The organism is Enterobacter hormaechei subsp. xiangfangensis (genome assembly GCF_001729785.1).
Lineage (GTDB): Bacteria > Pseudomonadota > Gammaproteobacteria > Enterobacterales > Enterobacteriaceae > Enterobacter > Enterobacter hormaechei_C.
In genome coordinates, this window is the sequence record NZ_CP017183.1 from 3,292,982 (window position 1) to 3,318,838 (window position 25,857).

The 25,857-nt window shown below is 56.9% G+C and carries 24 protein-coding genes; 12 read left to right on the forward strand and 12 right to left on the reverse strand.

Annotated features, from left to right (window positions below; genetic code table 11):
* Nucleotides 1-58 precede the first annotated feature (58 nt).
* Both narQ and acrD read left to right on the forward strand, forming a co-directional pair.
* Entirely contained in the window at nucleotides 59-1,753 is a 1,695-nt protein-coding gene (narQ, locus tag BFV63_RS15730; protein ID WP_045896665.1) for a nitrate/nitrite two-component system sensor histidine kinase NarQ, read from the forward strand.
* A gap of 141 nt (nucleotides 1,754-1,894) precedes the next feature.
* Nucleotides 1,895-5,008 (forward strand): multidrug efflux RND transporter permease AcrD, encoded by a 3,114-nt coding sequence (gene acrD, locus BFV63_RS15735; protein ID WP_003863561.1) that lies wholly within the window; start codon nucleotides 1,895-1,897, stop codon nucleotides 5,006-5,008.
* A gap of 109 nt (nucleotides 5,009-5,117) precedes the next feature.
* Here the strand turns inward: acrD and ypfM are convergent, their stop codons facing one another.
* Nucleotides 5,118-5,177, reverse strand: a complete 60-nt coding sequence (gene ypfM / locus BFV63_RS23120) for a protein YpfM (protein WP_015572204.1) — start codon at nucleotides 5,175-5,177, stop codon at nucleotides 5,118-5,120.
* Nucleotides 5,178-5,564: 387 nt separating this feature from the next.
* On the opposite strand from ypfM, the gene BFV63_RS15740 reads away from it, so the two are divergent.
* From BFV63_RS15740 to BFV63_RS15750, 3 genes are read left to right on the forward strand one after another with little or no spacing between them, the layout of a single operon-like run.
* Nucleotides 5,565-5,921 carry an ArsC family reductase gene (locus BFV63_RS15740; RefSeq protein ID WP_015572203.1) on the forward strand — a complete coding sequence of 119 codons (357 nt, stop codon included), beginning with the start codon at nucleotides 5,565-5,567 and terminating at the stop codon, nucleotides 5,919-5,921.
* A 3-nt stretch (nucleotides 5,922-5,924) separates the two neighbouring features.
* Complete coding sequence (gene dapE / locus BFV63_RS15745; protein WP_003863566.1) at nucleotides 5,925-7,052, forward strand: succinyl-diaminopimelate desuccinylase; 1,128 nt, start codon at nucleotides 5,925-5,927, stop codon at nucleotides 7,050-7,052.
* Nucleotides 7,053-7,076: 24 nt separating this feature from the next.
* Complete coding sequence (locus BFV63_RS15750) at nucleotides 7,077-7,274, forward strand: YpfN family protein (protein WP_000383991.1); 198 nt, start codon at nucleotides 7,077-7,079, stop codon at nucleotides 7,272-7,274.
* Nucleotides 7,275-7,360: 86 nt separating this feature from the next.
* On the opposite strand, the gene ypfH is transcribed toward BFV63_RS15750, so the two are convergent.
* The 6 genes from ypfH to dapA form a co-directional block, all read right to left on the reverse strand.
* Complete coding sequence (gene ypfH / locus BFV63_RS15755) at nucleotides 7,361-8,056, reverse strand: esterase (protein ID WP_023314628.1); 696 nt, start codon at nucleotides 8,054-8,056, stop codon at nucleotides 7,361-7,363.
* Between the two features lie 73 nt (nucleotides 8,057-8,129).
* Nucleotides 8,130-10,076, reverse strand: coding sequence for a tRNA(Met) cytidine acetyltransferase TmcA (locus BFV63_RS15760; protein ID WP_032609805.1), 1,947 nt, complete (start codon nucleotides 10,074-10,076; stop codon nucleotides 8,130-8,132).
* Complete coding sequence (gene ypfJ / locus BFV63_RS15765; protein ID WP_001303362.1) at nucleotides 10,076-10,945, reverse strand: KPN_02809 family neutral zinc metallopeptidase; 870 nt, start codon at nucleotides 10,943-10,945, stop codon at nucleotides 10,076-10,078. The genes BFV63_RS15760 and ypfJ overlap by 1 nt, the downstream gene beginning before the upstream one ends.
* Before the next feature lie 120 nt (nucleotides 10,946-11,065).
* A complete protein-coding gene (gene purC / locus BFV63_RS15770) occupies nucleotides 11,066-11,779 on the reverse strand; it encodes a phosphoribosylaminoimidazolesuccinocarboxamide synthase (RefSeq protein WP_001171626.1) in 714 nt (237 codons plus the stop codon).
* Between the two features lie 109 nt (nucleotides 11,780-11,888).
* Complete coding sequence (gene bamC, locus BFV63_RS15775) at nucleotides 11,889-12,923, reverse strand: outer membrane protein assembly factor BamC (protein WP_003860539.1); 1,035 nt, start codon at nucleotides 12,921-12,923, stop codon at nucleotides 11,889-11,891.
* A 16-nt stretch (nucleotides 12,924-12,939) separates the two neighbouring features.
* Complete coding sequence (gene dapA, locus BFV63_RS15780) at nucleotides 12,940-13,818, reverse strand: 4-hydroxy-tetrahydrodipicolinate synthase (protein WP_003860542.1); 879 nt, start codon at nucleotides 13,816-13,818, stop codon at nucleotides 12,940-12,942.
* 145 nt (nucleotides 13,819-13,963) lie between these two features.
* Between dapA and BFV63_RS15785 the strand changes: the two genes are divergently transcribed.
* Together BFV63_RS15785 and bcp are read left to right on the forward strand one after the other, a co-directional pair.
* Nucleotides 13,964-14,533 (forward strand): glycine cleavage system transcriptional repressor, encoded by a 570-nt coding sequence (locus tag BFV63_RS15785; RefSeq protein ID WP_000213743.1) that lies wholly within the window; start codon nucleotides 13,964-13,966, stop codon nucleotides 14,531-14,533.
* The gene (gene bcp / locus BFV63_RS15790; protein WP_003860544.1) at nucleotides 14,533-15,003 is read left to right on the forward strand and encodes a thioredoxin-dependent thiol peroxidase; all 471 of its coding nucleotides are present in this window, start codon (nucleotides 14,533-14,535) and stop codon (nucleotides 15,001-15,003) included. Before BFV63_RS15785 ends, bcp begins: the two co-directional genes overlap by 1 nt.
* Before the next feature lie 82 nt (nucleotides 15,004-15,085).
* On the opposite strand, the gene BFV63_RS15795 is transcribed toward bcp, so the two are convergent.
* Nucleotides 15,086-16,150, reverse strand: a complete 1,065-nt coding sequence (locus tag BFV63_RS15795) for an AI-2E family transporter (RefSeq protein WP_003860546.1) — start codon at nucleotides 16,148-16,150, stop codon at nucleotides 15,086-15,088.
* Nucleotides 16,151-16,370: 220 nt separating this feature from the next.
* On the opposite strand from BFV63_RS15795, the gene bepA reads away from it, so the two are divergent.
* Together bepA and arsC are read left to right on the forward strand one after the other, a co-directional pair.
* Nucleotides 16,371-17,834: a beta-barrel assembly-enhancing protease gene (gene bepA / locus BFV63_RS15800; protein ID WP_003860547.1), complete on the forward strand. Its 1,464-nt coding sequence runs from the start codon at nucleotides 16,371-16,373 to the stop codon at nucleotides 17,832-17,834.
* A gap of 13 nt (nucleotides 17,835-17,847) precedes the next feature.
* A complete protein-coding gene (gene arsC / locus BFV63_RS15805) occupies nucleotides 17,848-18,204 on the forward strand; it encodes an arsenate reductase (glutaredoxin) (RefSeq protein ID WP_003860549.1) in 357 nt (118 codons plus the stop codon).
* On the opposite strand, the gene BFV63_RS15810 is transcribed toward arsC, so the two are convergent.
* Nucleotides 18,201-19,025: a hypothetical protein gene (locus tag BFV63_RS15810; RefSeq protein ID WP_023314633.1), complete on the reverse strand. Its 825-nt coding sequence runs from the start codon at nucleotides 19,023-19,025 to the stop codon at nucleotides 18,201-18,203. The two genes, arsC and BFV63_RS15810, sit on opposite strands and share 4 nt — an antisense overlap.
* Nucleotides 19,026-19,172: 147 nt before the next feature.
* On the opposite strand from BFV63_RS15810, the gene celB reads away from it, so the two are divergent.
* Genes celB through BFV63_RS15825 form a run of 3 tightly spaced genes read left to right on the forward strand, consistent with a single transcriptional unit; the run spans nucleotide 19,173 to nucleotide 22,870 of the window.
* Complete coding sequence (gene celB, locus BFV63_RS15815; RefSeq protein ID WP_048240421.1) at nucleotides 19,173-20,492, forward strand: PTS cellobiose transporter subunit IIC; 1,320 nt, start codon at nucleotides 19,173-19,175, stop codon at nucleotides 20,490-20,492.
* Nucleotides 20,493-20,495: 3 nt separating this feature from the next.
* A complete protein-coding gene (locus tag BFV63_RS15820; protein WP_032659720.1) occupies nucleotides 20,496-21,452 on the forward strand; it encodes a glycosylasparaginase in 957 nt (318 codons plus the stop codon).
* Complete coding sequence (locus BFV63_RS15825; RefSeq protein ID WP_023325034.1) at nucleotides 21,452-22,870, forward strand: leucyl aminopeptidase family protein; 1,419 nt, start codon at nucleotides 21,452-21,454, stop codon at nucleotides 22,868-22,870. The genes BFV63_RS15820 and BFV63_RS15825 overlap by 1 nt, the downstream gene beginning before the upstream one ends.
* A gap of 86 nt (nucleotides 22,871-22,956) precedes the next feature.
* Here BFV63_RS15825 and BFV63_RS15830 read toward each other — a convergent pair whose 3' ends face one another.
* The 3 genes from BFV63_RS15830 to upp form a co-directional block, all read right to left on the reverse strand.
* On the reverse strand, nucleotides 22,957-23,658 hold the full coding sequence (locus BFV63_RS15830; protein WP_211482948.1) for a DnaA inactivator Hda: 702 nt from the start codon (nucleotides 23,656-23,658) through the stop codon (nucleotides 22,957-22,959).
* 96 nt (nucleotides 23,659-23,754) lie between these two features.
* A complete protein-coding gene (gene uraA / locus BFV63_RS15835) occupies nucleotides 23,755-25,044 on the reverse strand; it encodes a uracil permease (protein WP_003860558.1) in 1,290 nt (429 codons plus the stop codon).
* An 82-nt stretch (nucleotides 25,045-25,126) separates the two neighbouring features.
* Nucleotides 25,127-25,753 (reverse strand): uracil phosphoribosyltransferase, encoded by a 627-nt coding sequence (gene upp / locus BFV63_RS15840; RefSeq protein ID WP_003860560.1) that lies wholly within the window; start codon nucleotides 25,751-25,753, stop codon nucleotides 25,127-25,129.
* Nucleotides 25,754-25,857 lie beyond the last annotated feature (104 nt).

The window sequence follows — 25,857 nt, forward strand, 5'->3', positions numbered from 1 at the left end:
AAGGCGAACTATTTCCAGTGAACCTGTGGCAGATCAATTTAATTCAGGAAGCCGATGAGTGACCGTTAAACGCCCCGTATCGGGAAGCCTGGCTCGGGCTTTCTTTTCGATGATTGTCTTGTCCGTTCTGATCAGCGCCATTGCGCTGGTTACACTCGCCAGCAGCCAGCGCGACGCCGAGGCGATTAACATCGCCGGATCGCTGCGCATGCAGAGCTACCGCCTGGGCTACGAAATGCAGCGCGCCAGCCCGTCGCTGGCAGGGCACCGCGCGGTCTGGCAGAAAACGCTGAGCGCGCCTGCGTTGCAGAAGCTAAACCGCTGGTATGTGCCAGAGGACGTCAAACAGCGTTACCAGCAGTTGCAGCTTGGCTGGCAGGAGATGGACACGCGTATCGCCAGCGGCGATACCGGGTGGTATCAGAGCCACATAGAGGATTTCGTGGGCCGGATAGATGCCTTTGTGCTGGCGCTACAGCACTACACCGAACATAAGATACAGCTGGTGATTTTCATGTCGCTGACGGGCGGCCTGGGCATCCTGCTGCTGGCGGTGATGACCCTGCGGCGCATCCGCCGTCAGGTTGTGCTGCCGCTGAATAATCTGGTGGCAGCGAGCGAGCGTATCGAACAGGGGCAGTTCGATACCCCCGCGCCGGATATTATGCTTCCCAACGAGCTGGGCCAGCTTTCCCGCGCCTTCAACCATATGTCGGCGGAATTACACACCCTGTACCGTTCCCTGGAGCACTCCGTTGCTGAAAAAACCCGCCACCTGAATGAAGCGCATCAGCAGCTCGAAATGCTGTTCAAATGCTCACAGGCGTTGAATACCGGGCAGATAGACAGCCACTGCTTCCGGCATATTTTGCAGATTGTGCATGACTATACGCAGATGAATTACCTGCAATTGCGCACCAGTGACGACTGGCAGCTTTACGAAGGACAGGAGTCCCCGGGCGAGAAAATGCACAATTTACCGGTATTAATGCAGGACACCCTGTACGGCGAACTGCGCTGGCAAAGCGCGACCGGGGATGTTCCGCTGCCGCTCATGGAAAGCGTGGCGACGATGCTGGGCCGGGGGCTCTATTTCAATCAGGCGCAGAAACATTATCAGCAGTTGCTGCTGATGGAAGAGCGCGCCACCATCGCGCGCGAGTTGCATGATTCGCTGGCGCAGGTGCTCTCCTATTTGCGTATTCAGCTTACGCTGCTGAAGCATGCCGTGCCGGGCGACAATGCCCCGGCGCAGGCCATCATTACGGACTTCTCCCGCGAGCTGAATAACGCCTGGCATCAGCTACGCGAGCTGCTCACCACCTTCCGCCTGACGCTCAATCACGCCAATCTTCCTGCCGCGCTACAGGAGTCTCTTGACGGGTTGCAAAGCCAGACCAGCGCGAAGTTGGTGCTCGACTGCCGTCTCTCATCGCTGGCGCTGGACGCGCAAAAACAGGTGCACCTCTTACAGATTGTGCGTGAGGCAGTGCTGAATGCGATTAAACATGCCGACGCGAGCGAGATTGTGGTCAGCTGCGTCACCACCGCGGACGGCACTCACACGGTCACGATCCGCGACAACGGTATTGGTATCGGCGACGCCAGTGAACCGCCGGGGCATTACGGGCTGAATATCATGCGCGAACGCGCGGGACGGCTCGGCGGGACATTACACTTTTCTCAGCCGCCACAGGGTGGGACACAGGTCAGCGTAACGTTCCGGACGCCTGCGGCGCAGGCTGAAAAATAGTGGGAAAGAAGGCGCGCTGAAAAAAGCGCATGATAATTTACATTATCTCCTTTATTTCTCCACGTTTGACCTGGGCCTTACCGCTAAAGTTAGGCGGGCAATAAACAATAATGACGTGCAGCAAAACGAGGTCACACTTTAATGGCGAATTTTTTCATCGATCGCCCCATTTTTGCCTGGGTGCTTGCAATCCTGTTGTGTCTGACGGGTGTCCTGGCGATTACTTCCCTTCCTGTTGAGCAATACCCCGACCTCGCGCCCCCCAACGTGCGTATCACGGCGAACTATCCTGGCGCCTCGGCACAGACGCTGGAAAATACCGTCACGCAGGTTATCGAGCAGAACATGACGGGTCTTGATAACCTGATGTACATGTCCTCGCAGAGCAGTGCCACGGGCCAGGCGACGGTAACCCTGAGCTTTACGGCGGGCACGGATCCGGATGAAGCGGTGCAGCAGGTGCAAAACCAGCTGCAATCGGCCCTGCGTAAACTGCCTCAGGCGGTGCAGAACCAGGGGGTGACCGTGCGTAAAACCGGTGACACCAATATTTTGACCATCGCGTTTGTTTCAACCGATGGCTCGATGGATAAGCAGGACATCGCGGACTACGTCGCCAGTAATATTCAGGACCCGCTCAGCCGTATCAACGGCGTGGGTGATATCGACGCCTACGGCTCGCAGTACTCCATGCGTATCTGGCTGGATCCCAACAAGCTGAACAGCGTGCAGATGACCGCTAAAGATGTCACCGACGCTATCGAATCGCAGAACGCCCAGATTGCCGTGGGGCAGCTCGGCGGTACGCCGTCCGTGGACAACCAGGCGCTTAACGCCACCATCAACTCCCAGTCGCTGCTCCAGACACCTGACCAGTTCCGCAATATTACTCTGCGCGTGAATCAGGACGGTTCGGAAGTGCGTCTGGGGGATGTCGCCACCGTGGAAATGGGGGCGGAAAAATATGACTACCTGAGTCGCTTTAACGGCAATGCCGCGTCCGGACTGGGGGTAAAACTGGCCTCCGGCGCCAACGAAATGGCGACCGCGCAGCGGGTGTTAGAGCGTCTGGATGAACTGTCGCATTACTTCCCGCACGGACTGGAGTACAAAGTCGCCTACGAAACCACCTCATTCGTAAAAGCCTCCATCGAAGATGTGGTGAAAACCCTGCTCGAAGCTATCGCGCTGGTGTTCCTCGTGATGTACCTGTTCCTGCAAAACTTCCGCGCCACGCTGATCCCCACCATTGCGGTGCCGGTGGTGCTGCTGGGAACCTTTGCGGTGCTGTATGCCTTCGGTTACAGCATCAACACCCTGACCATGTTCGCCATGGTGCTGGCCATCGGCCTGCTGGTGGATGATGCCATCGTGGTGGTGGAAAACGTCGAGCGCATTATGAGCGAGGAAGGGCTTTCGCCCCGCGAGGCCACGCGCAAATCGATGGGACAAATTCAGGGCGCGCTGGTCGGTATCGCCATGGTGCTGTCGGCGGTATTTATCCCGATGGCATTTTTTGGCGGCACCACGGGCGCGATTTATCGCCAGTTCTCGATCACCATCGTCTCTGCAATGGTGCTCTCCGTACTCGTGGCAATGATCCTTACCCCTGCCCTGTGCGCGACGCTGCTCAAACCGCTGCATAAGGGCGAACACCACGGTCAAAAAGGCTTCTTCGGCTGGTTTAACCGCATGTTTAACCGCAATGCGGCGCGCTATGAAGCGGGCGTGGGTAAAGTACTGCACCGCAGCGTGCGCTGGATGGTGGTTTATGTCCTGCTGCTCGGCGGCATGGTGTTCCTGTTCCTGCGGCTGCCAACCTCGTTCCTGCCGCTGGAAGATCGCGGCATGTTTATTACCTCCGTACAGTTACCGAGCGGCTCGACCCAGCAGCAGACCCTGAAAGTGGTGCAGAAGGTTGAGAACTACTTCCATACTCAGGAGAAAGATAACGTGGTCTCCGTCTTCTCCACCGTCGGCTCTGGCCCCGGCGGTAACGGGCAGAACGTGGCGCGTATGTTTGTGCGCCTGAAAGACTGGGACCAGCGCGACAGCGATACCGGCTCCTCCTTTGCCATCATTGAGCGTGCAACCAAAGCGTTCAACAAAATCAAGGAAGCGCGCGTTTTCGCCAGCAGCCCGCCCGCCATCAGCGGCCTGGGCAGCTCAGCCGGGTTTGATATGGAGCTTCAGGATCACGCGGGTGCCGGGCATGACGCGTTGATGGCTGCTCGCGATAAACTGCTCGAGCTGGCCGGGAAAGATCCGCAGCTTACCCGCGTTCGTCATAACGGTCTGGATGACAGCCCTCAGCTACAGGTGGATATTGACCAGCGTAAAGCGCAGGCGCTGGGCGTCTCCATCGACGACATTAACGACACCCTGCAAACGGCATGGGGCTCAAGCTACGTAAATGACTTTATGGATCGCGGCCGCGTGAAGAAGGTCTACGTTCAGTCTGCCGCCAAATACCGCATGCTGCCGGACGATATCAACCGCTGGTATGTGCGCAATAACACCGGCGGCATGGTGCCGTTCTCGGCGTTTGCGACGTCACGCTGGGAGACCGGTTCGCCGCGTCTGGAGCGTTACAACGGCTATTCGGCGCTGGAGATTGTCGGTGAAGCCGCGCCGGGCGTCAGTACCGGTACCGCAATGGACATTATGGAAAAACTGGTTCAGCAGTTACCGACCGGCTTTGGCCTGGAGTGGACGGCGATGTCTTACCAGGAACGGCTTTCCGGCGCTCAGGCGCCTGCCCTGTATGCTCTTTCGCTGCTGGTGGTATTCCTCTGCCTGGCGGCGCTGTATGAAAGCTGGTCAGTGCCGTTCTCGGTGATGCTGGTGGTGCCTCTCGGGGTCATCGGCGCGCTGCTGGCAACCTGGATGCGCGGCCTGGAAAATGATGTCTATTTCCAGGTCGGACTCCTCACCGTGATCGGATTGTCGGCAAAAAACGCCATTCTGATCGTCGAATTTGCCAATGAGATGAATGCCAAAGGTCACGAACTGATGGCCGCCACGCTGCACGCCTGTCGTCAGCGCCTGCGTCCGATCCTGATGACCTCTCTGGCGTTTGTATTTGGCGTCCTGCCGATGGCCACCAGCTCCGGCGCAGGCTCCAGCAGCCAGCACGCAGTGGGTACGGGCGTTATGGGGGGAATGATATCCGCGACGATACTGGCTATCTATTTCGTACCGCTGTTCTTTGTGCTGATACGTCGTCGTTTCCCGCTGAAGGATAAGCCGGAATAACCCGTTGAAATAAAAAAGGCGGCTTTACAGGCCGCCTTTTTATTGTGTGATTCTTTCACACTATGGTTATTTTAGTTAATTAAGTGCTCTTGCATTTCTTACCGGAAATTCATTTACGAAGCATGCCTTCGATAAAATCTTTCCAGTTCCCCAGTTCACGTTCAATCATAACAACCTCTCTTATTATTATGCGCATTCTACGAAAACGTATCATCATTGTGAAGCCACTTTAACCGATTGCTGTGATTGAGCCCCGCTGTACTGGTAGGTTTAGGATCACTATGAGCGTTGCCGGGTAAATTTTATGTGACCTACAGCAATATTTTGAAATAGTCGGAAAAATGACAGCATTTTTAATTTCCCCCTGAGTTTATTGGCAATTTAAACAGGGTGGACAACTATGCTTAAAAGATGAAAGACTATTCAGCTTACAGCTGTTCGTTGAATTATGGAGAATTGTAAATCCCGAAAAATTCCGAATGTGTTATATTCCACTTAAGGATATATCTTCGAAAATATTGAACATTAAATCCACAAAAGAACAAAAGGATTCACTATGGTTGTGATGTACGGCATTAAGAATTGCGACACGATTAAAAAAGCCCGCCGCTGGCTGGAAGCACACAACATCGACTATCGCTTCCACGATTACCGTGCCGACGGGCTTGACCCCGCGTTTCTCCATTCCGCCATCAACGAACTGGGATGGGAAGCGCTGCTGAATACCCGCGGGACCACCTGGCGAAAACTGGATGAATCTCTCCGGGCCACGATCAACGACGCCGACAGCGCAGCCAAATTGATGCTTGAAATGCCGGCAATCATCAAACGCCCATTGCTCTGCAAGCCAGGTCAGCCTATGCTGCTGGGTTTCAGTGAAACCCTTTATTCAGATTTATTCGTTGAGGTGTAGTCTATGTCATGCCCGGTCATTGAGCTGACTCAGCAGCTTATTCGCCGTCCTTCCCTTAGCCCGGACGACGCAGGTTGTCAGGCATTAATGATTGAGCGCCTGCGTGCCATCGGTTTTACCGTGGAGCACATGGATTTTGGCGATACGCAGAACTTCTGGGCATGGCGCGGTCAGGGGGAGACGCTGGCGTTTGCCGGACATACTGACGTAGTTCCCGCGGGCGACGCAGACCGCTGGATCAACCCGCCTTTTGAGCCGACCATTCGAGACGGCATGCTTTTCGGACGCGGCGCTGCGGACATGAAAGGTTCCCTGGCTGCGATGGTCGTGGCGGCAGAGCGTTTCGTCGCCCAGCATCCGAACCATAAAAACCGTCTTGCGTTTTTGATTACCTCCGATGAAGAAGCCAGCGCCCACAACGGCACCGTGAAGGTCGTTGAGGCGCTGATGGCGCGCAATGAACGTCTGGACTACTGTCTGGTGGGCGAACCGTCCAGCACCGAAGTGGTGGGCGATGTGGTGAAAAATGGCCGCCGTGGATCCCTGACCTGCAATTTGACTATTCATGGCGTGCAGGGCCACGTTGCCTATCCGCACCTGGCGGATAACCCGGTACACCGCGCCGCGCCGATGCTGAACGAACTGGTGAGCATTGAATGGGATAAAGGCAATGAATTTTTCCCGCCAACCAGCATGCAGATAGCCAACATCAAGGCTGGCACCGGCAGCAACAACGTCATTCCCGGCGATCTCTTCGTCCAGTTTAACTTCCGCTTCAGCACCGAACTGACTGACGAGATGATCAAAGCGCGAGTGATTGCGCTGCTCGAGAAATATCAGCTGCGCTATACCCTCGACTGGTGGCTGTCTGGCCAGCCGTTCCTGACGCAGCGCGGTAAACTGGTGGATGCGGTAGTGAACGCCATTGCGCACTATAATGAAATTAAGCCACAACTGCTGACAACGGGCGGCACGTCTGACGGACGCTTTATCGCCCGCATGGGCGCACAGGTTGTCGAACTGGGTCCGGTTAACGCGACGATTCACAAAATCAATGAATGCGTGAACGCTGCCGATTTACAACTGCTGGCCCGCATGTATCAACGTATTATGGAGCAACTCGTCGCCTGACGGGTGCTTAAAGAGGATTAGCGAATGGACTGGCTTTCAAAGTACTGGTGGATTCTGGTGTTGGTATTTCTGGTAGGCGTGCTGCTTAACGTGATTAAAGATCTCAAGCGCGTTGACCACAAAAAGTTCCTTGCCAACAAACCGGATCTTCCGCCGCACCGTGATTTTAACGACAAGTGGGACGATGAAGACGACTGGCCGAAGAAGGACCAGAAGAAGTAATTGTACACACCCCTCACCCCCGGCCCCTCTCCCCAGAGGGACGAGGGGGGTTTTGTTCCCTCTCCCTTTGGGGAGAGGGGAAATGTTTAAATAAACTCGACGATATCATCGTCATTCGGCTTAGCGCCGCTGAGCGCTTCATCAAAGTAGTGCTTCGGTACGGTATAACGCAGATGATCGAGCGCGAACTGCATGCTGCGATCGTCAATGGCATGCCCCAGATCGTCTACGATATCCAGCGTCACATCTCCGCCCTCGCGCATCAGCGTCTCCTGGGCGGCTACTGCATGCGAAAGCTCAATTACCCGGTCTTCACCCCCATGAATGAGATGGATCGTAGTCTGCGTGGTCGCGCTTTGCGGTAACGTCGCAAAACGCCCGTTAAAGGCAATCACGCGGGACACCAGTCCGGGCTGCGCTTTTACGCTTTCCAGCGACATGATTGAACCCTGAGAGAAGCCAATCAGCGCCGTTGCGTCGGCGCCTACGCCGCTCTGCTGCTGCCAGTAACGCACGGTATCGATAAAGGCTGGCATAACGGCATCAATACGCGCCTGACGATTCTCCTCCGTCACGCCCTCGACGGAAAACCACTGCCGGCCGTCCGGACCGCACGGCTCCACGCCGCCGATGCTGACGATCAGCGCGTGTGGGAAAACGGGTGCAAACCAGCTGCCAATCTGTCCCATATTGACGGCATTGTCGCCCACGCCATGAAACAGAAGCAGGAGCTGTTTAGCAGGCGTATCCGGGCTTTGCACAACAAAATGGTCATGTTTCATGGCGATCTCCTTAATTGATAAGCAGGATTTTACGCCTCTGCGGGGTAATGACCATGCCACTTTACTGAAGAAGTCATTGAAAAAATTGCCATTGCAAAATGTCGGCTTTCAGCTGCTGGCTACGGGAGTAATCAAGCCTTTCAAGCGCGTGTGCGGTTTCCTCGCGTAGCTTCGCCAGCAGCGCTTTGCGCCCGAAATCGTGCGTATTCCCTTCCATTTTCCCGCGCAGCGCCGGGAGTGGGATGTCCACGGCTAACACCAATCGCGTTAGCGCCGCAACCGAGGTTGAAAACGCCCGGTGAGCAAAGGCAAACCCCGCCAGCTCCAGCCAGTCATCACTATTAAGGGTAGCTTCCCATGCATCCGTCACCGGGATCTTTTCGCCATTCCAGGCCGACAGGACGCGCATATCACGACATAAACGCTGATGCGCCTGTTCGCAGAGCTGATGCCCCGCCTCGCTCAGCGGCAGCAACGCCATCGCCGTATAGCACCCGCTGCTGGCTTCCCGGTGGCTGCCCATCCGCACCAGCACAAACCCGCACTGCCGCCAGAAACGCCACAGCTCGTCGGTATAGCCAAAGCTGACCGAGAGATAATCTTCTCCGCTGGCACTGCGGATCAGCCGCTGGCCGATGCCTTCCCGCTGGCGATGGGGATGAACCGCAATGCGGCTGACGCGTCGGCCTTTCAGCGTCGCCGCGAGCGGCGAACCGCCGTGCGCCGCCAGCGACTGCGCCACCAGATTTCCACGCGGCCGACGAAACCCCGCCCATACTGCGCGGCTAAGTTCAGGGGGTAATCCCCCCTCCTCCACCAGCCAGAGCGCGCCCGCGATCTCCGCGCCCGCCTGAGCAACAGCAAAGTGCTGGCCGGGGGCGTCCATCATCCGGCGTAAATCGAGGGGGGACGTTCGGTAGTGCGCGGCACACAGCAGTTCATACACGCCTGCCCCGCGCGCCGGATCGTTCTCCCATATCCCGGGCTCCAGCGACGTTAAACGTACCTCCCCTGCCGGTTTGCGATCGATAAGCGCATCGTCGAACAGCAGCGCGTTCGCCACTATCCGCTCAAGGGGGCATCCGGCAGCCCAGCGAACTGGCGTGGATAAGGTATAACGCCGCAGCCCGCTGAACCGGGCGCAGAACTTCAGCAGGAATCCCCTGCCCGTGCCTTCATAACCCTGCACCGTGGTGGTCAGCAACACGCGGGGAAAGCGCGACACCAGCTTCTCCAGCAGCGGGCCGGGGATAGCGGCTGCCTCATCGACAATCAGCCAGTCAGCTTCTGTGGTGGAGGCCAGCAGCGCATCCGGGGCCATAAAGTGAAAACGTTCCCCGGCGAAACGCGCGATGACATCCGTCGCCCCTTTTGCCGGTGCCGTCACTACTGCACTCCCCTGAATGCCGCTCAGCAACATGCCCGCCAGGGCGGACTTTCCGCGTCCGCGCGGCGCCGTCACGGCGGCCACGCCCGCAGGCATGGTCAGAAGAGCGTCGAGGATTTCAGCCTGCTCGCGCTGCGGTTCACCGCTGGCGGGCTGCCAGGCGGGTAAATCTGGCGCAACGGGAAGGCACAGAGGACGATGTTGATGCCAGACGATGGCATCTGAATCGGCGGTAAGCATCCGGCAAAAGTGGTGAACAAAGTGCGTGGTGGCGATCGGCTCTGCGCTGTCGCTCCAGCGCAGAGAATCCCTGTCGGGCCTGTCGGCCCAGACGGAGAACGGCGGCACCAGCAGCACCAGAAGGCTTCCGGCGCGCAGGGTCCCGCTGAGGGCGGCGAAGGCCGAGACGTCAAACCCGTCTCGCGCGTCAAAAACGGCGTGCAGGTATTCACGTCCCAGCAGGCCGCTGATGGCCTTAGAGGGGTTTTCCTCCAGCCACAGCCAGTCTCCTGGTAACGTATCGCGCAGATGGGTCACCTGGCTCAACGTCCACGCTTCATCGCCGCTGAGCACCACCAGCCGGCGGTGCCCGGTACGCTGAAGCTGGTTAACCAGCTGTTCAAACCCCAACATCACATAGCTTTGCCGAAGGTATTACACTGCGACGGGTTGCCGCTGTCGAAGCCACGCTTAAACCAGCTGTAGCGCTGCTCTGAGGTGCCATGGGTAAAGCTGTCCGGCACAACGCGCCCCTGGCTCTGCTGCTGCAAGCGATCGTCACCAATCGCCTGTGCGGCATTCAGGGCCTCTTCCAGATCGCCTGTTTCCAGCACGCCCTGCTGCTGCATGCTATGTCCCCAGACGCCAGCGAAGCAGTCGGCCTGAAGCTCCATGCGTACGGAAAGACGATTCACCTCCGCCTGAGACGCATTCTGCTGCATCTGACGCACTTTAGGCTCAATGCCGAGGAGCTTCTGCACATGGTGGCCGACTTCATGCGCGATCACGTAGCCCTGGGCAAAATCGCCGTCGGCGCCCAGCTTGCTTTTCATGTCGTCATAGAAGGAGAGATCGATATAGACGGTGCTGTCCGCCGGGCAGTAGAACGGCCCCATAACGGACTGCCCGGTGCCACAGCCGGTGCGGGTTGCGCCCCGGTACATCACCAGTTTTGGCGGCTGATAAGTCCGCCCCATTTTCTCGAACTGCTGACCCCAGGTATCTTCGGTCGTCGCGAGAATAACGGAAGTAAATTTCGCCGCTTCATCTTCATTTGGGCTGATGGAGCGCTGAGAATACTGCTGCTGTTGCCCGGTTTCACCGGTCATCAAACCGGTCAGGTCGACACCGTAGTAGCCCGCCACCAGCACGACGACCAGCAGAATAATGCCGCCCTTGCCGCTGGGTAACCGGAAACCTGGCCCGCCCATAGACGGACCACCGCCACCACTGCTGCGTCTGTCTTCTACGTTGTCACTTTCACGACGCCCTTGCCAGCGCATAAACACCTCGAACTATTCCATTTATAATAGCTATGATCGTAGGCGGTTAATGAAAGGATTACCATAGTAAACAAGGATAAGACGCCAAAGGATGCCAACATCCTTTGGCAAATGCGCAGTTTAGTCGAGCTTAACGCCTAAACGGTGAGCAACCGCTTCGTACGCTTCGACCACGCCACCCAGACTCTGGCGGAAACGGTCTTTGTCCATTTTATCCAGCGTCTCTTTGTCCCACAGGCGGCTGCCGTCCGGAGAGAATTCGTCGCCCAGCACCACTTCGCCTTTGTACAGACCGAACTCCAGCTTGAAGTCGACCAGGATCAGGCCCGCGTCATCAAACAGCTTTTTCAGCACGTCGTTGGCTTTGTAGGTCAGTTCCTGCATGCGCGCCAGGTTCTCTTTGCTTACCCAGCCGAAGGTTTCACAGTAGGATTCGTTGACCATCGGGTCATGCATGGCGTCGTTTTTCAGGAACAGATCGAACAGCGGTGGATTCAGTTCGATACCTTCTTCGATGCCCAGACGCTTCACCAGGGAGCCTGCGGCACGGTTACGGATCACGCACTCAACCGGCACCATATCCAGTTTTTTTACCAGACATTCCGTATCGGACAACAACGCTTCCATCTGAGTCGGGATACCGGCTTCGGCCAGTTTGGTCATAATGAAGTGGTTGAACTTGTTGTTCACCATGCCCTTACGATCGAACTGCTCAATGCGTGCGCCGTCTCCTGCTGACGTATCATTGCGGAATTCGAGCACCAACAGATCCGGGTTTTCCGTGCTGTATACGGTTTTCGCTTTGCCACGATACAACTCAGCTTGCTTCTGCATCTTCATTACTCCTGGTGTGATGATTTGTATTCAAAACTGGCCATATTATGCCACGCACACGTTTGCGTAGCACGAAAATAAAAAGGGCTGGAATAACCAGCCCTCACTATTATTTGCTGAATGCGGCCTGGAAGGCAGCGACCAGCGCATCGTTCTGCGCCTGGGTCAGCGTGTGTCCTTTCGGATCGATAAATTGCAGGCTGCTGCGGTTATCGAGGTCGCCGACCTGGATTTTGTAGTCACCGGAAGGCAGCTGTGGATCGCTTGCCCCCAACTCCTGCCAGGCGCTATCAGACAGCGGCTTATAGGTCGCTGTGATACTGCCCGTTGAACGGGTGCTGTCAGTCACCTTCATGCCCACTTTTTCAAGCGTTGCTGGCAGACGCTGCCAGGTCTGGTTAAACGGCGCACGCACCACCAGCATCGGCAGACCGGTATCGTCTGCACCGCTCTGCACGTCAAAGGTTGAGCCGTTACGGTTCTGCGCGGCGTTTGCGGCATCGGTAGCGTTCTTATCCAGACCCGCTGCAATCACGTTCAGCATTTCAGTGCTGTAGCGCTGCATGGCGGACGGATCGGCAACCGGTTTACCTGCCTGCTCAAGATTCAACAGCTTAACGGTAACCGCCTGCTGATAACCCTGCGGCTTAACGGAGACTTGATAACGACCACGGTACTGCTGGTCTTCATCGAGACGGTTCCACTCAATCCAGTCGGTAGTTAAAGCTTGGCTGGCGTCGTCGCGTTTATCAATCGTATAGTTTTTCGACTGAATGACGCTTACAACCTGCGGCCACAGCGTTGTACCGCGTGCGCTTTCCACCAGCAGAGAAGCTGTATCACCGGTGAACTGCGTGCGCGCGCCGCTCACGAGCGCCAGAGGCTGAGCTGGCGGACGAATATCGAGCGCTTTACCCACCAGGCCGCTGCCGTTGGTAACCGGAATATTATAATCACCGTTCTGGATCGGCAGGATCATGCCGGCAGGCGCGTGAAGTTCAGCAAGCGGCGGCGCATCCAGATAGGATTCATCACCGCTCACCTGGCGCTTGTAGCGCGAGTCTGAACTACAGGCAGCGAGGAGCATAACAAGCGAAACACCCGCAACCTTCGCCAGGCGCGACTTCTGTACTGAATAAGCCATCAAATCTCCCTAAACTTTACAGCAAACCGGCATGCTTCAGCGCGCCAGCGACAATTTCACGACCGTGGTCGGTAATCGGTGTCATTGGCAGACGCAGCGTGTCGGTTGCTACAAGCCCCAACTCCTTACATGCCCATTTCACTGGGATCGGATTGGGTTCGACAAATAATTTATTGTGCAACGGCATCAGACGCTGATTAATCACGCGAGCTTCATCAAAGTGACCGGCTGCGGCCAGTTTGCACATGTCAGCCATATCGCGCGCCGCCACGTTCGCCGTCACGGAAATCACGCCGTTACCACCGAGCTGCATAAAGTCCAGCGCGGTCGCATCATCACCGCTCAACAGGATAAAGTCGTCTGAAACCAGCTCTTTGATCTGATGAACGCGGCTTAAGTTCCCTGTCGCCTCTTTAATCCCGATAATATTTTTTACTTTCGAGAGACGGCCAACGGTTTCCGGCAGCATATCGCAACCGGTACGGGACGGAACATTATACAGAATTTGTGGCAAGTCAGTATGTTCAGCGATGGCTTTGAAATGCTGGAACAAACCTTCCTGAGTAGGACGGTTGTAATAAGGGGTCACCGTCAGACAGCCGACAATGCCGCTGTCGTTAAAACGTTGGGTCAGACTGATAGCTTCTGCGGTTGCGTTTGCGCCCGTCCCCGCGATGACCGGAATACGCCCGTCCGCCAGTTCCAGGGTCAGCATCACAACGTCGCCGTGCTCTTCGTGGCTCAGCGTAGCGGATTCACCGGTAGTCCCTACCGAAACGATCGCCGAGGTTCCATTGGCGACATGGTAATCAATGAGCTTCTTCATGCTTGACCGGCAGACATTACCTTTTTCATCCATCGGTGTAACAAGCGCGACAATACTTCCCGTGAACATGAGCCATCCTCTGTGCGAACAAGAGCCTCAATGTTACGTTTGGAACTGTAATAAAAGCAAGCGACCTGAGGCTCTCAGGCGGTTGTATGCATGTTTTTTTTATGCTTTCCTTAGGAAGACTTAACCACGCAAAGGAAGAACAGGTTTGACAACCTCATCACAACATTACCTGGTTATCACTGCGCTGGGTGCTGACAGGCCGGGTATCGTGAATACCATCACTCGCCACGTGAGCAGCTGCGGCTGCAACATCGAAGACAGCCGGCTGGCTATGCTTGGCGAAGAGTTCACGTTCATCATGCTGCTTTCCGGAACATGGAATGCCATTACCCTCATCGAATCTACCCTGCCGCTGAAAGGCGCAGAGCTGGATTTACTGATTGTGATGAAGCGCACCACCGCGCGCCCGCGTCCGGCTCTGCCTGCCACGGTCTGGGTACAGGTTGAAGTGCCTGATTCACCTCATCTGATTGAACGTTTTACGGCGCTGTTTGACAGCCATCAGATGAACATTGCCGAACTGGTTTCCCGCACGCAGCCGGGCGATGAAAACGCAATCCCGACGCTGTTTATTCAAATTACCGCACACAGCCCTGCCTCGCAGGATGCGTCAAATATCGAGCAAGCGTTCAAAGCCCTCTGTACAGAATTACACGCGCAAGGCAGTATAAGCGTCGTCGATTATTCGCAGCACGAACAGGATGGAGTTGAGTAATGAACCCACTGAAAGCCGGTGATATCGCACCGAAATTTAGCTTACCGGATCAAGACGGCGAGCAAGTAAATTTGACCGACTTCCAGGGACAGCGTGTTCTGGTCTATTTCTACCCGAAAGCCATGACCCCGGGCTGTACCGTACAGGCCTGCGGTCTACGCGACAACATGGATGAGTTGAAAAAGGTCGGTGTGGAAGTGCTGGGCATCAGCACCGATAAGCCAGAGAAGCTGTCACGTTTTGCGGAAAAAGAGCTGCTGAACTTCACGCTGCTTTCCGATGAAGACCACCAGGTTTGCGAGCAGTTTGGCGTCTGGGGTGAGAAGTCCTTTATGGGCAAAACGTACGACGGTATTCACCGTATCAGCTTCCTGATTGGCGCTGACGGTAGAGTTGAGCACGTGTTTGATGATTTCAAAACCAGCAACCACCACGACGTGGTGTTGAAGTGGCTGAAAGAAAGTGCCTGAAAGTGAGTGTCGGGTGGCGGCTTCGCCTTACCCGACCTACAAGAATAAGTAGGCCGGGTAAGCGCAGCGCCACCCGGCAAAACTACTTCTCCTCCACCGCCGGCACATCCGGCCACGCGTGGACCACGGCTTTAATCAGCGTCGCCAGCGGAATGGCGAAGAACACGCCCCAGAATCCCCACAGCCCGCCGAAAATCACCACTGACAGGATAATCACCAGCGGATGCAGGTTAACGGCTTCTGAGAACAGCACCGGTACCAGCAGGTTCCCATCCAGTCCCTGAATAATCAGGTATACGGCGAAACAGCTCCAGAACTCCGTACCCAGACCAAACTGGAACAGCGCCACACCGACTACCGGAATGGTCACCACAAACGCGCCGATATACGGGATCAGAACCGAGAATCCGACCAGCACCGCCAGCAGCAGCGAGTAGTTCAGCCCGAAGATCACGAAGCCAATCCAGGTCGCCACGCCCACCACAATCATCTCCAGCACTTTGCCGCGAATGTAGTTGGTGATCTGCTGGTTCATCTCCTGCCAGACCTGACCGGCGAGACCGCGATTGCGCGGCAGCACGCGGCGCACCGCGTTCAGCATCTGCTCTTTATCTTTGACCAGGAAAAACACCATTAGCGGCACGAGAACAAGGTAAACCGCCAGCGTCAGCAACCCCACCAGCGAGGCCAGAGAGTATTTCACCACCGAATCACCCATGGTCATGATGCGGGCGCGCATGTTTTCGGCCATCGCATCGATAATCCCGGCGTCCATCAGCGCAGGATAGCGGCGCGGCAGCGTGGCGGCAAAATCAGACAGTTTATTCAGCATGCCGGGCATATCACGGATCAGGTAGATCCCCTGTTGCCAGGCGATGGGCATCACCACGAAGGACATCAGCAGCAGAATACCGACAAACAGCACCAGGACAATGCTGGTCGCCCAGCGGCGGGAACAGCCGATATGTTCCAGACGCGCGGTGGGCCACTCCAACAGATACGCCAGTACAATCGCCACCAGTAGCGGTGCCAGCAGGCCACTAAAGAAGAACAGGATACCGAATCCGGCAACCAGAATGACCAGCAAAGCAATGGCTTCCGGGTCGCTAAACCGACGCCGATACCACTGCATTAACATTTCGAGCATACAACCCTTCCCTGAATCGAATGGCGGGAGTGAGACGGTGAATTGTATCTAACTGTCACAAAAAAGACTTTCCTTTTTGTTTCACTGTCAGGTTTCGCAAAACCCTGATGAATGGGATTTTCTTCATCTCTTAACACGGCTACACTCGCAGAGCAGCGGAGATGAACGTTATGCGGGTTCATCGGTCAAATTAGCACATCCAAAATACAGGACAGTGGTTATGTTCAGGCAGTTGAGAAAAACACTGGTTGCGACACTGATTGCCGCCGTGACGGTGGGTCAGGTGTTGCCCGCTTTCGCTGACTCGTCCGATTCATTGCCGGACATGGGCACCACGGCAGGAAGCACGCTCTCCATCGGGCAGGAGATGCAGATGGGTGATTATTACGTACGCCAGCTGCGCGGCAGTGCTCCGCTGATTAACGACCCTTTGCTGGTGCAGTACATCAACGGTCTGGGGATGCGGCTGGTGGCGCACGCCGACTCGGTAAAAACGCCCTTCCATTTCTATTTAATCAATAACGACGAAATCAACGCCTTCGCCTTCTTTGGCGGGAACGTGGTGCTGCATTCGGCGCTGTTCCGTTATTCCGATAACGAAAGCCAGCTGGCGTCCGTCATGGCGCACGAAATTTCGCACGTCACCCAGCGCCATCTGGCGCGTGCGATGGAAGATCAGAAGCGTAACGCCCCCCTGACCTGGGTGGGCGCGCTGGGTTCCATTTTGCTGGCGATGGCCAGCCCGCAGGCCGGGATGGCGGCGCTTACCGGGACGCTGGCGGGGACGCGTCAGGGGATGATCAGCTTTACCCAGCAGAACGAGCAGGAAGCAGACCGCATCGGCATTCAGGTTTTACAGCGTTCCGGCTTTGACCCGCAGGCCATGCCGAGCTTCCTGGAAAAACTGCTCGACCAGGCACGCTACTCGTCGCGCCCGCCTGAAATTCTGTTGACCCACCCGCTGCCGGAAAGCCGACTCTCGGATGCCCGTAACCGTGCCAACCAGATGCGTCCGGTCGTGGTGCAGTCTTCGCAGGATTTCTACATGGCCAAAGTGAGAACGCTTGGCATGTACAACTCCGGACGTAATCAGCTCACCAGCGATCTGCTGGACGCGCTGGCGAAAGGCAACGTGCGCGAGAAAAACGCGGCGCAGTATGGTCAGGCGCTCCAGGCGATGGAGGCCAGCAAGTACGATGAAGCGCGTAAAGCGCTACAGCCGCTGCTGGCGTCGGCGCCTGACAATCCATGGTATCTTGACCTCGCCACCGATATCGATCTGGGGCAGAAAAAAGCGACCGATGCGATCAATCGTCTGAAAGGGGCGAAAGACATTCGCAACAATCCGGTATTGCAGCTTAACCTGGCGAACGCCTACCTACAGGGCGGCCAGCCCGGCGAGGCGGTGACCATTCTGAACCGCTACACCTTTAACAATAAAGATGACCAGAACGGCTGGGAACTGCTCGCCCAGGCCCAGGGGCAACTGGGTAACCGCGATCAGGAGCTGGCCGCGCGTGCGGAAGGCCTGGCGCTGGCGGGTCGCCTCGATCAGGCCATTTCCCTGTTGAGCAGCGCCAGCTCACAGGTGAAGCTTGGCAGCCTGCAACAGGCCCGCTACGATGCGCGAATCGACCAGCTGCGCGGCCTGCAACAACGCTTTAAGCCGTACGAGAAGATGTAATAAAGGAGAAGTCATGACAGACGCGGTAAAAATTTACCATAACCCTCGCTGCTCCAAGAGCCGCGAGACGCTGAATCTGCTGAAGTCTAACGGCATCGATCCGGAAGTGGTGTTGTATCTGGAGACGCCGCCGGATGCGCAGACGATCCGCCAGCTGCTGAAGATGCTTAACATGGGCAGCGCACGCGACCTGATGCGTCAGAAAGAAGATCTGTATAAGTCGCTTAATCTGAACGATACCAGTCTCACAGAAGATCGGCTGATTCAGGCGATGGTCGACAATCCAAAGCTGATTGAGCGCCCGATTGTGGTGGCGAACGGCAAGGCGCGTATCGGCCGTCCGCCGGAAGACGTGCTCGGGATCGTCTAATCGTTACGCCGCAGCGCTTCCAGAAACGCCTGCGGCGTACGCTCTCCCAGCTTTTTCTGCGCTTTTCCCCGGTTGTAAAACTCACACAGTTGGATCAACAGCGCTTCCGCCGGTTCACTGTTCACCCGCGGAATGATCTCACGTAACGGCACGGTGGCCTGAAGGGCAAGATAATACTGTGAATGCACTTTTACGGTGACGTTATGCTCCGGCAAGTTCACTGCCAGCCCAAAAGTCTCAACAGATTGAATATCAGCCGGACAGGCAGCCAGCACCTCGTTCGTCCAGCGGGTCAGCAACTGCGGCGAGACACCGGCATAAAGCCGGGCGTAGCACCAGCCGCTAACGGGTTCACGCGCCCAGAGCAGGTGTTGCTCCCCACCGTCGTCCATATGCAGCGATAGCGGCTGATGATGCAGAAGTAGCTTCTGCGGCATGATACCGGCCTTCAGCGCCTTTTTGCCCTGCAACGACGCCCCCTTTTGTCTTACCGAAGCCGGTTTGAGGTAGCGGTTCAGGGTCGCGCGGGAAACGGCGATCCCGAGTCCGTCATTCACCAGCAGCAGCAGTTCATCCAGCGGTGCACCGGTGATATCACGCAGAGCATTTATCAGTGCTGCCTGCTCTTGTCTCAACGCTTTATGTATCACTTTTGGCGTGGTGTGGTTATCCGAAACCTGGTCGCGGTTGCGCCAGCGCCTGACGGTGGTGACCGAGATACCCAACTCAACGGCAAGCTCTCTGTCGCTTTTATCTGACTGCTGAAGATAACGACGGATACGCGGTGTGGTGGTGGCGTTGGCATGCAGTTTGATTTCCATCGCGTCTCTCTCCGCAACTAATCTTATGAGATTTATATCAGAGCAGCGAATGCTTTGTGACCGATTTCACCTTTCGCTCGCCGCGCTTCACTGATAATCCACAGACATAACATAAACAACACCTCTCAATCTTGTACGGAGTTCACAATGAACAATGTTCTGGGATTTCTTGAAGCAAAACTGATGCCGCTGGCGGCGAAAACGGCCCAGCAGCGTCATCTTGGGGCCATTCGTGGGGCCTACGTTTCATTCATGCCGTTTATCATCGTCGGCTCCATCCTGCTGGTGATCTCCTCCTTTCCGAATCAGGCCTATCAGCAGTTTATGTCTCAGGCCTTTGGTGAGAGCTGGAGTGCGATTATAGAGATCCCGTTTAACGCGGTGTTCTCAACCATGTCGCTGTTTATCAGCTTCCTGGTGGCCTACCGCCTGGCTGAGCATTATGGCGAGGACCGCATCTCCTGCGGCATCCTGGCGCTGGTCGCGTTTCTGATCCTGACGCCCTTTATCAAAGTGGCGGAAAACGGCGGCATTACCGTGATGCCGGTGGAGTGGATTGGCAGCAAAGGGCTGTTCGTGGCGATGATCGGTTCCCTGCTGTGGACGGAACTGTTCTGCTGGCTGAAGCGCAAAAAGCTGGTCATCGAAATGCCGGACGGCGTGCCTCCTGCGGTGCAGGAGTCGTTCGCGGCCCTGATCCCGGCCCTGCTGGTGATGATTCTGGTGCTGCTTATCCGCATCATCTTTGAAAACACCCACTACCACACCATCCACCAGTTTATTTATGAAGTGGTTGCCACCCCGGTGCGCCACTACGGCACCTCTTATTTCGGGGCGCTGATGACCGTATTCAGCATCACCATTCTGTGGTCAGTGGGCATTAACTCAGGTTCGATGATCAACGGGATTATTCGTCCGCTGTGGATGGAGAACCAGACCGACAACATCGCCGCGATTCAGGCGGGAACGACGCCGCCGCACATCATCACCGAACAGTTTTTTGACATGATCTGGATGGGCGGCGCGGGCGCCACGCTGTCGCTGGTGATTGCGATGCTGATTTTCGCCCGCAGCAAAAACATGCGCGAAGTGGCGCGCCTCGGTGCGGGTGCCTCGGTGTTTAACATCAACGAACCGATTCTCTTTGGCCTGCCGGTGATCATGAACCCAATCATGCTCATCCCGTTCAATCTGGTGCCGCTGGTGCTGGTCACCGTGCAGTATGCGGCGATGAAAATTGGTGCGGTCGCCGTCACCACCGGGGTGTTTATCCCCTGGACGCTGCCGCCGGTTATTAGCGGCTTTATCGTCACCGGGCACCTGAGCGGCAGCGTGATGCAGCTGATCAACCTGCTGATTGGCGCCATGCTGTACCTGCCTTTCATGCGTATCCTGGATAAACAGTACCGCGCGGCGGAAATAGCCAGCGTTACGCAAACCGACACCACCCTTGCAAAACAGGAGTAAAGCATGTGGGGAATTATCGCAACCTGGCGAATGGCGCTTGAAGGCGTCACGGAATCTGCGTCTGCGCTGGCTGCGGGCAAACCGGTCGCTGCGGCGGTAGTGGATGCCGTCGCCGCCGTCGAGGACTTTCCGCTGTATAAATCCGTCGGCTACGGCGGGCTGCCGACAGAGAACGGCGAGGTGGAGCTGGACGCGGCCTATATGGACGGCGACACGCTGGCGTTCGGCGCCGTGGGCAATCTGGTGGATATCGCCAACCCGGTGCGCGTGGCGCACGCGCTCAGCCGTCAGCGCTATAACAGCCTGCTGGTCGGCCAGGGCGCGCGCGAATGGGCGCTGAGTCAGGGCTTTGCCGATAAAACCATGCTCACGGATCGCGCCATGCAACACTACCGTAAGCGCTGCCGCGAAACGCTGGATAAGGGGTTAAGCCCCTACGACGGACATGACACCGTCGGCATCATCGGCCTCGATAAACAGGGCTCGATGAGCGTCGCCACTTCCACCAGCGGCCTGTTTATGAAAAAACGCGGTCGCCTCGGTGACTCACCCATCATCGGCTCCGGCTTTTACTGCGACAGCGAAACCGGCGCGGCCACCGCCACGGGCGTCGGTGAAGATCTGATGAAGGGCTGTACCAGCTACGAAATCGTTCGCCGGATGGCGCAAGGCATGACGCCGCAGCAGGCGGCGGATTCGGTCGTGTTCGAACTGGAAGACAAACTGATGTCGCGCTTCGGTCGCGCGGGCGATCTCTCCGTGGTGTGCATGAACAGCAAAGGAGAATTTGGCGCCGCGACCAACATCAAAACCTTCTCGTTCGTGGTGGCGACGGCTCGCCAGCCCCTCACCGTTTTCCGTACTGAACGCCTGCGGGAGAAAACGCACTATCACGCGGTAGATGAGGAGTGGATGCAGGCCTATGCCGCGCGGATCCGCGCACCGATTGAGGAGTTATGATGATCACGTACCAGTTTATCAACGCGCTTTCAGACGCGAAGCCGCAGAGCCATTTGATTGCGCGCGCTGACAGTTCCCTGTTACCGGATAGCGCTCTTATCGCTGAAATGCGCCAGCAGAGCACCGTCGCGGACGCGCGCTTTGGCTGCGCGCCGTTTGCCCGCATCACTCTGTTGCCGGATGCGCTCTGGCATGACGCCCTGACCGAAGGGTTGATCACGGCCCTGCGACCGCTGCTTACCGCCCCCGCCAGCGCCGAACTCGTGCTGGACGTGACGGATATCGACGATGTGGTGCTGGCGCAGGTACTGCGTTTTCTCTTTAATCAGGCGCACATGCTCAGTGACCTGAAGCTGAAGAAGACGGACGAAGCGCTGCGCCTTACCTGCATCACTGCCCTCTGCCTGCCGGAACAGCAGGCGAAGCTGGAGACGACCTTCCGCCAGCAGCAGGCCATTGCGCTCGGCATGGTTGCGGCACGACGTCTGGCGGATATGCCATCCGACCGCTGTACGCCGCAGTTTGTGGTGGAAGAGGCGCAAAAACTGTGTGCCGCCAGCCCTGCTCTGCGCTGCGAGGTGTTGGATGAAAAGCAAATTGTTGAGCAGGGGCTGGGGCTACTGCACGCCGTTGGCAAAGGGGCGACCTGCCCGCCTCGCCTGCTGGCTATTCACTATAACGGCGTGTCTGATGGCCCGGTGCGCTGCTACGTGGGAAAAGGCATTACCTTTGACACCGGCGGCCTGTGGCTGAAGGAAGGCGCGGGCATGTACACCATGAAATATGACATGTGCGGCGCGGCTAACGTGCTCGGGCTGATGCTGACCGTTGCGGAGCAGAAATTACCCGTGCGCATCATGGGCGTGCTGGCGCTGGCGGAAAACGCCATCGGCCCCGACGCCATGCAGCCCGGCACGGTGGCAACAGCCTGCAACGGCATTACGGTGGAAATCAACAACACCGATGCCGAGGGCCGGCTGGTGCTGGCAGACGCTATCGCCTGGGCGAGTCAGCGCCATCCGCAGGCGCATTATATTATTGATATGGCGACCTTAACCGGAGCGGTGGTGAAAGCGCTGGGGTATGAGCTGAGCGGGCTGATGACCCAGGATGAGCCGTTGCGTCAGGCACTGACGCTCGCGGGCAAACGGAGCGGCGACGAGGTGTGGTCCCTGCCGCTGGATGCGAGGCTGAGAAAGCAAACCGACAGCGCGATTGCCGATCTGTGCAACACGCCGACCAACAATGCGGCGATCAGCGCCTCGGCGGCGTGGCTGCTGCACCATTTCTGCCCGCCGACTATTCCGTGGGCGCATCTGGATATCAGCGGGACGGCGCTGTGGCGAGAAAACGGACGGAGCGTGGCGTCGGGAAGACCGATTCCGCTGCTGGTGGAGCACTTGTTGGGGGATCTTTAGCCGGGTGGCGGCTGCGCCTTACCCGGCCTGCAAGGTATGACGGGTTTTCGTAGGCCCGGTAAGCGCAGCGCCACCGGGCAAAAAACTCAAAGCTTAAGAATATCTTTCACAAACGGAATGGTCAGCTTGCGCTGGGCGGTGATGGAGGCGCGATCGAGCTGATCGAGCGTATCAAAGAGCGTGCGCATCTCCCGATCCAGACGCTTGAGCAGGAAGCGCCCTACGTCTTCCGGCAGTTCAAATCCGCGCAGTCTGGCGCGCAACTGAAGTGCCTGGAGTTTGTCTTCATCCGACAGCGGTTGCAGCTTGTAGATTTGCCCCCAATCCAGACGAGACGCCAGATCCGGCAGCCCCAGATTGAGCTGGCGCGGCGGACGATCGCCGGTGATCAGCAGCCGGGTTTTGCCCGACTCCAGAATGCGGTTGTAGAGGTTAAAGATCGCCATTTCCCACGGTTCGTCCCCCGCCACGCATTCGATATTATCGATGCAGACCAGGGAGAGATGTTCCATGCCCTCCAGCACCTCAGGCACAAACCAGGTGCGTTTATCCAGCGGCACATAGCCTACCGCGTCACCGCGCGCCGAAAGCTCCGCACAGGCGGCATGCAGCAGGTGGCTGCGTCCCGCGCCTTCGCGTGACCAGATATAGATGTATCCGCTGTGTTCCTGGCGCAGCACGTTTTGCAGTGCAGCCAGTAAAGAGGGGTTATCACCCGGCCAGAAACTCGCGAAAGTTTCATCGTCAGGGAGATAAAGTGGCAGAGAGAGCTGTGCCGGTCCGTTCAGAAATACCTCAACCAGAGATCTTACATAAAATCGGAATGGAGTTTAACACGGAACCTGCAAGGAGAGAACCGGGCGATCCTTCGCCCGGCATGACGATCAATGTGGCGCTTTTTCGCTGTCGTCCGCGTCCAGCACCACCTCTTCCGGGCGGATCACCGAGATCAGCTTGAAAATCAGGCTCAGGCCGACGCCGACGATGGTCGCCAGCGCCATACCCTTCAGCTCTGCCGCGCCGATGTGCACCTTCGCGCCGCTCACGCCGATAATCAGGATAACGGAGGTCAGGATCAGGTTCTGCGCCTTGCTGTAATCCACTTTGGATTCAATCAGCACGCGAATACCGGAGGCACCGATCACCCCGTACAGCAGCAGAGAAACGCCGCCCATCACCGGCACCGGGATAATCTGGATCGCTGCCGCCAGTTTACCAACGCAGGAGAGCAGAATGGCGATGATCGCCGCGCCGCCGATAACCCAGGTGCTGTAGACGCGGGTGATCGCCATTACGCCGATATTCTCACCGTAAGTCGTGTTTGGCGTGGAGCCGAAGAAACCAGAGATGATGGTGGAGAAACCGTTGGCAAACATGGAGCGATGCAGGCCCGGGTCGCGGATCAGGTCGCGCTTCACGATGTTCGCCGTCACCACCAGGTGGCCGACGTGCTCAGCAATCACCACCAGCGCAGCAGGCAGAATGGTGAAAATGGCGAACCATTCAAAGCGCGGGGTGTAGAAGGTTGGCAGCGCGAACCAGTGCGCCTCGGCAATCGGGGTGGTATCCACAACGCCCATCACGAAGGAGAGCGCGTAACCCGCCAGCACGCCGATCAGGATTGGGATAATCGCCATAAAGCCGCGGAAGAGGACGGAACCGAATACCGTCACGCCCAGCGTCACCAGCGAAATAATAATGGTTTTAGAATCCGGTGACTGACCGTCCGCAGGCAGCAGCCCAGCCATGTTCGCCGCGACACCCGCCAGCTCCAGGCCGATGACGGCAACGATGGCCCCCATTGCCGCAGGCGGGAACATCACGTCCAGCCAGCCGGTACCGGCTTTCTTCACGATGAAGGAGACCAGGCAGAACAGCACGCCGCACATGATGAAGCCGCCCAGCGCGACCTCATAACCCAGCGGCAGCAACAGCAGTACCGGGGAGATAAACGCGAAGCTCGACCCGAGATAGGCCGGGATTTTGCCTTTACAGATGAAGAGGTAAAGCAGCGTACCGATGCCGTTAAACAGCAGCACGGTAGCCGGGTTAATGTGAAACAGGATTGGCACCAGCACGGTTGCGCCAAACATGGCGAACAGGTGCTGCAAACTAAGCGGGATTGTCTGTAAAAGCGGCGGTCTTTCACTCACCCCGATAGCACGGCGCGTCATAGTGTTTTCCTCTGAGTGTCATTGTTGGCTTTTATTCAAAAAAAAGCCGACTATCAAAGTCGGCTTCTTTATCGTTATTCGATTATTTAGTACCAAAAATCTTATCGCCGGCATCGCCGAGCCCCGGGATGATGTACCCGTGCTCGTTCAGTCCCTGGTCGACAGACGCGGTATAGAGTTCAACGTCCGGGTGCGCTTTTTCCAGCGCCGCGATACCTTCCGGCGCCGCAACCAGTACCAGCACTTTGATGCTGCTGCATCCCGCTTTTTTCAGCAGGTCGATGGTGGCGATCATCGAACCGCCGGTCGCGAGCATCGGGTCAACCACCAGCGCCATACGCTCATCGATGTTAGAGACCAGCTTCTGGAAGTACGGGACCGGCTCAAGCGTCTCTTCGTTACGGTAGATACCCACCACGCTGATACGCGCGCTTGGGACGTGCTCCAGCACGCCTTCCATCATGCCCAGACCCGCACGCAGGATTGGCACCACGGTAATTTTTTTACCTTTGATCTGCTCAACCTGTACCGGGCCGTTCCAGCCTTCGATGGTCACTTTTTCCGTTTCCAGATCAGAGGTCGCTTCGTAGGTCAGCAGGCTACCCACTTCAGAAGCCAGTTCGCGAAAACGCTTCGTGCTGATGTCATGCTCACGCATCAGGCCCAACTTGTGTTTAACGAGTGGGTGTTTCACTTCCACAATCTTCATTCTCTTTCTCCTCTGAGGTGGCATCCGCAAAAAAATCGCGGGATTATACCGCTTTTTTCGGATTGCGCCATACCCATCTTGCTTGACATACATCAATCAAAAAC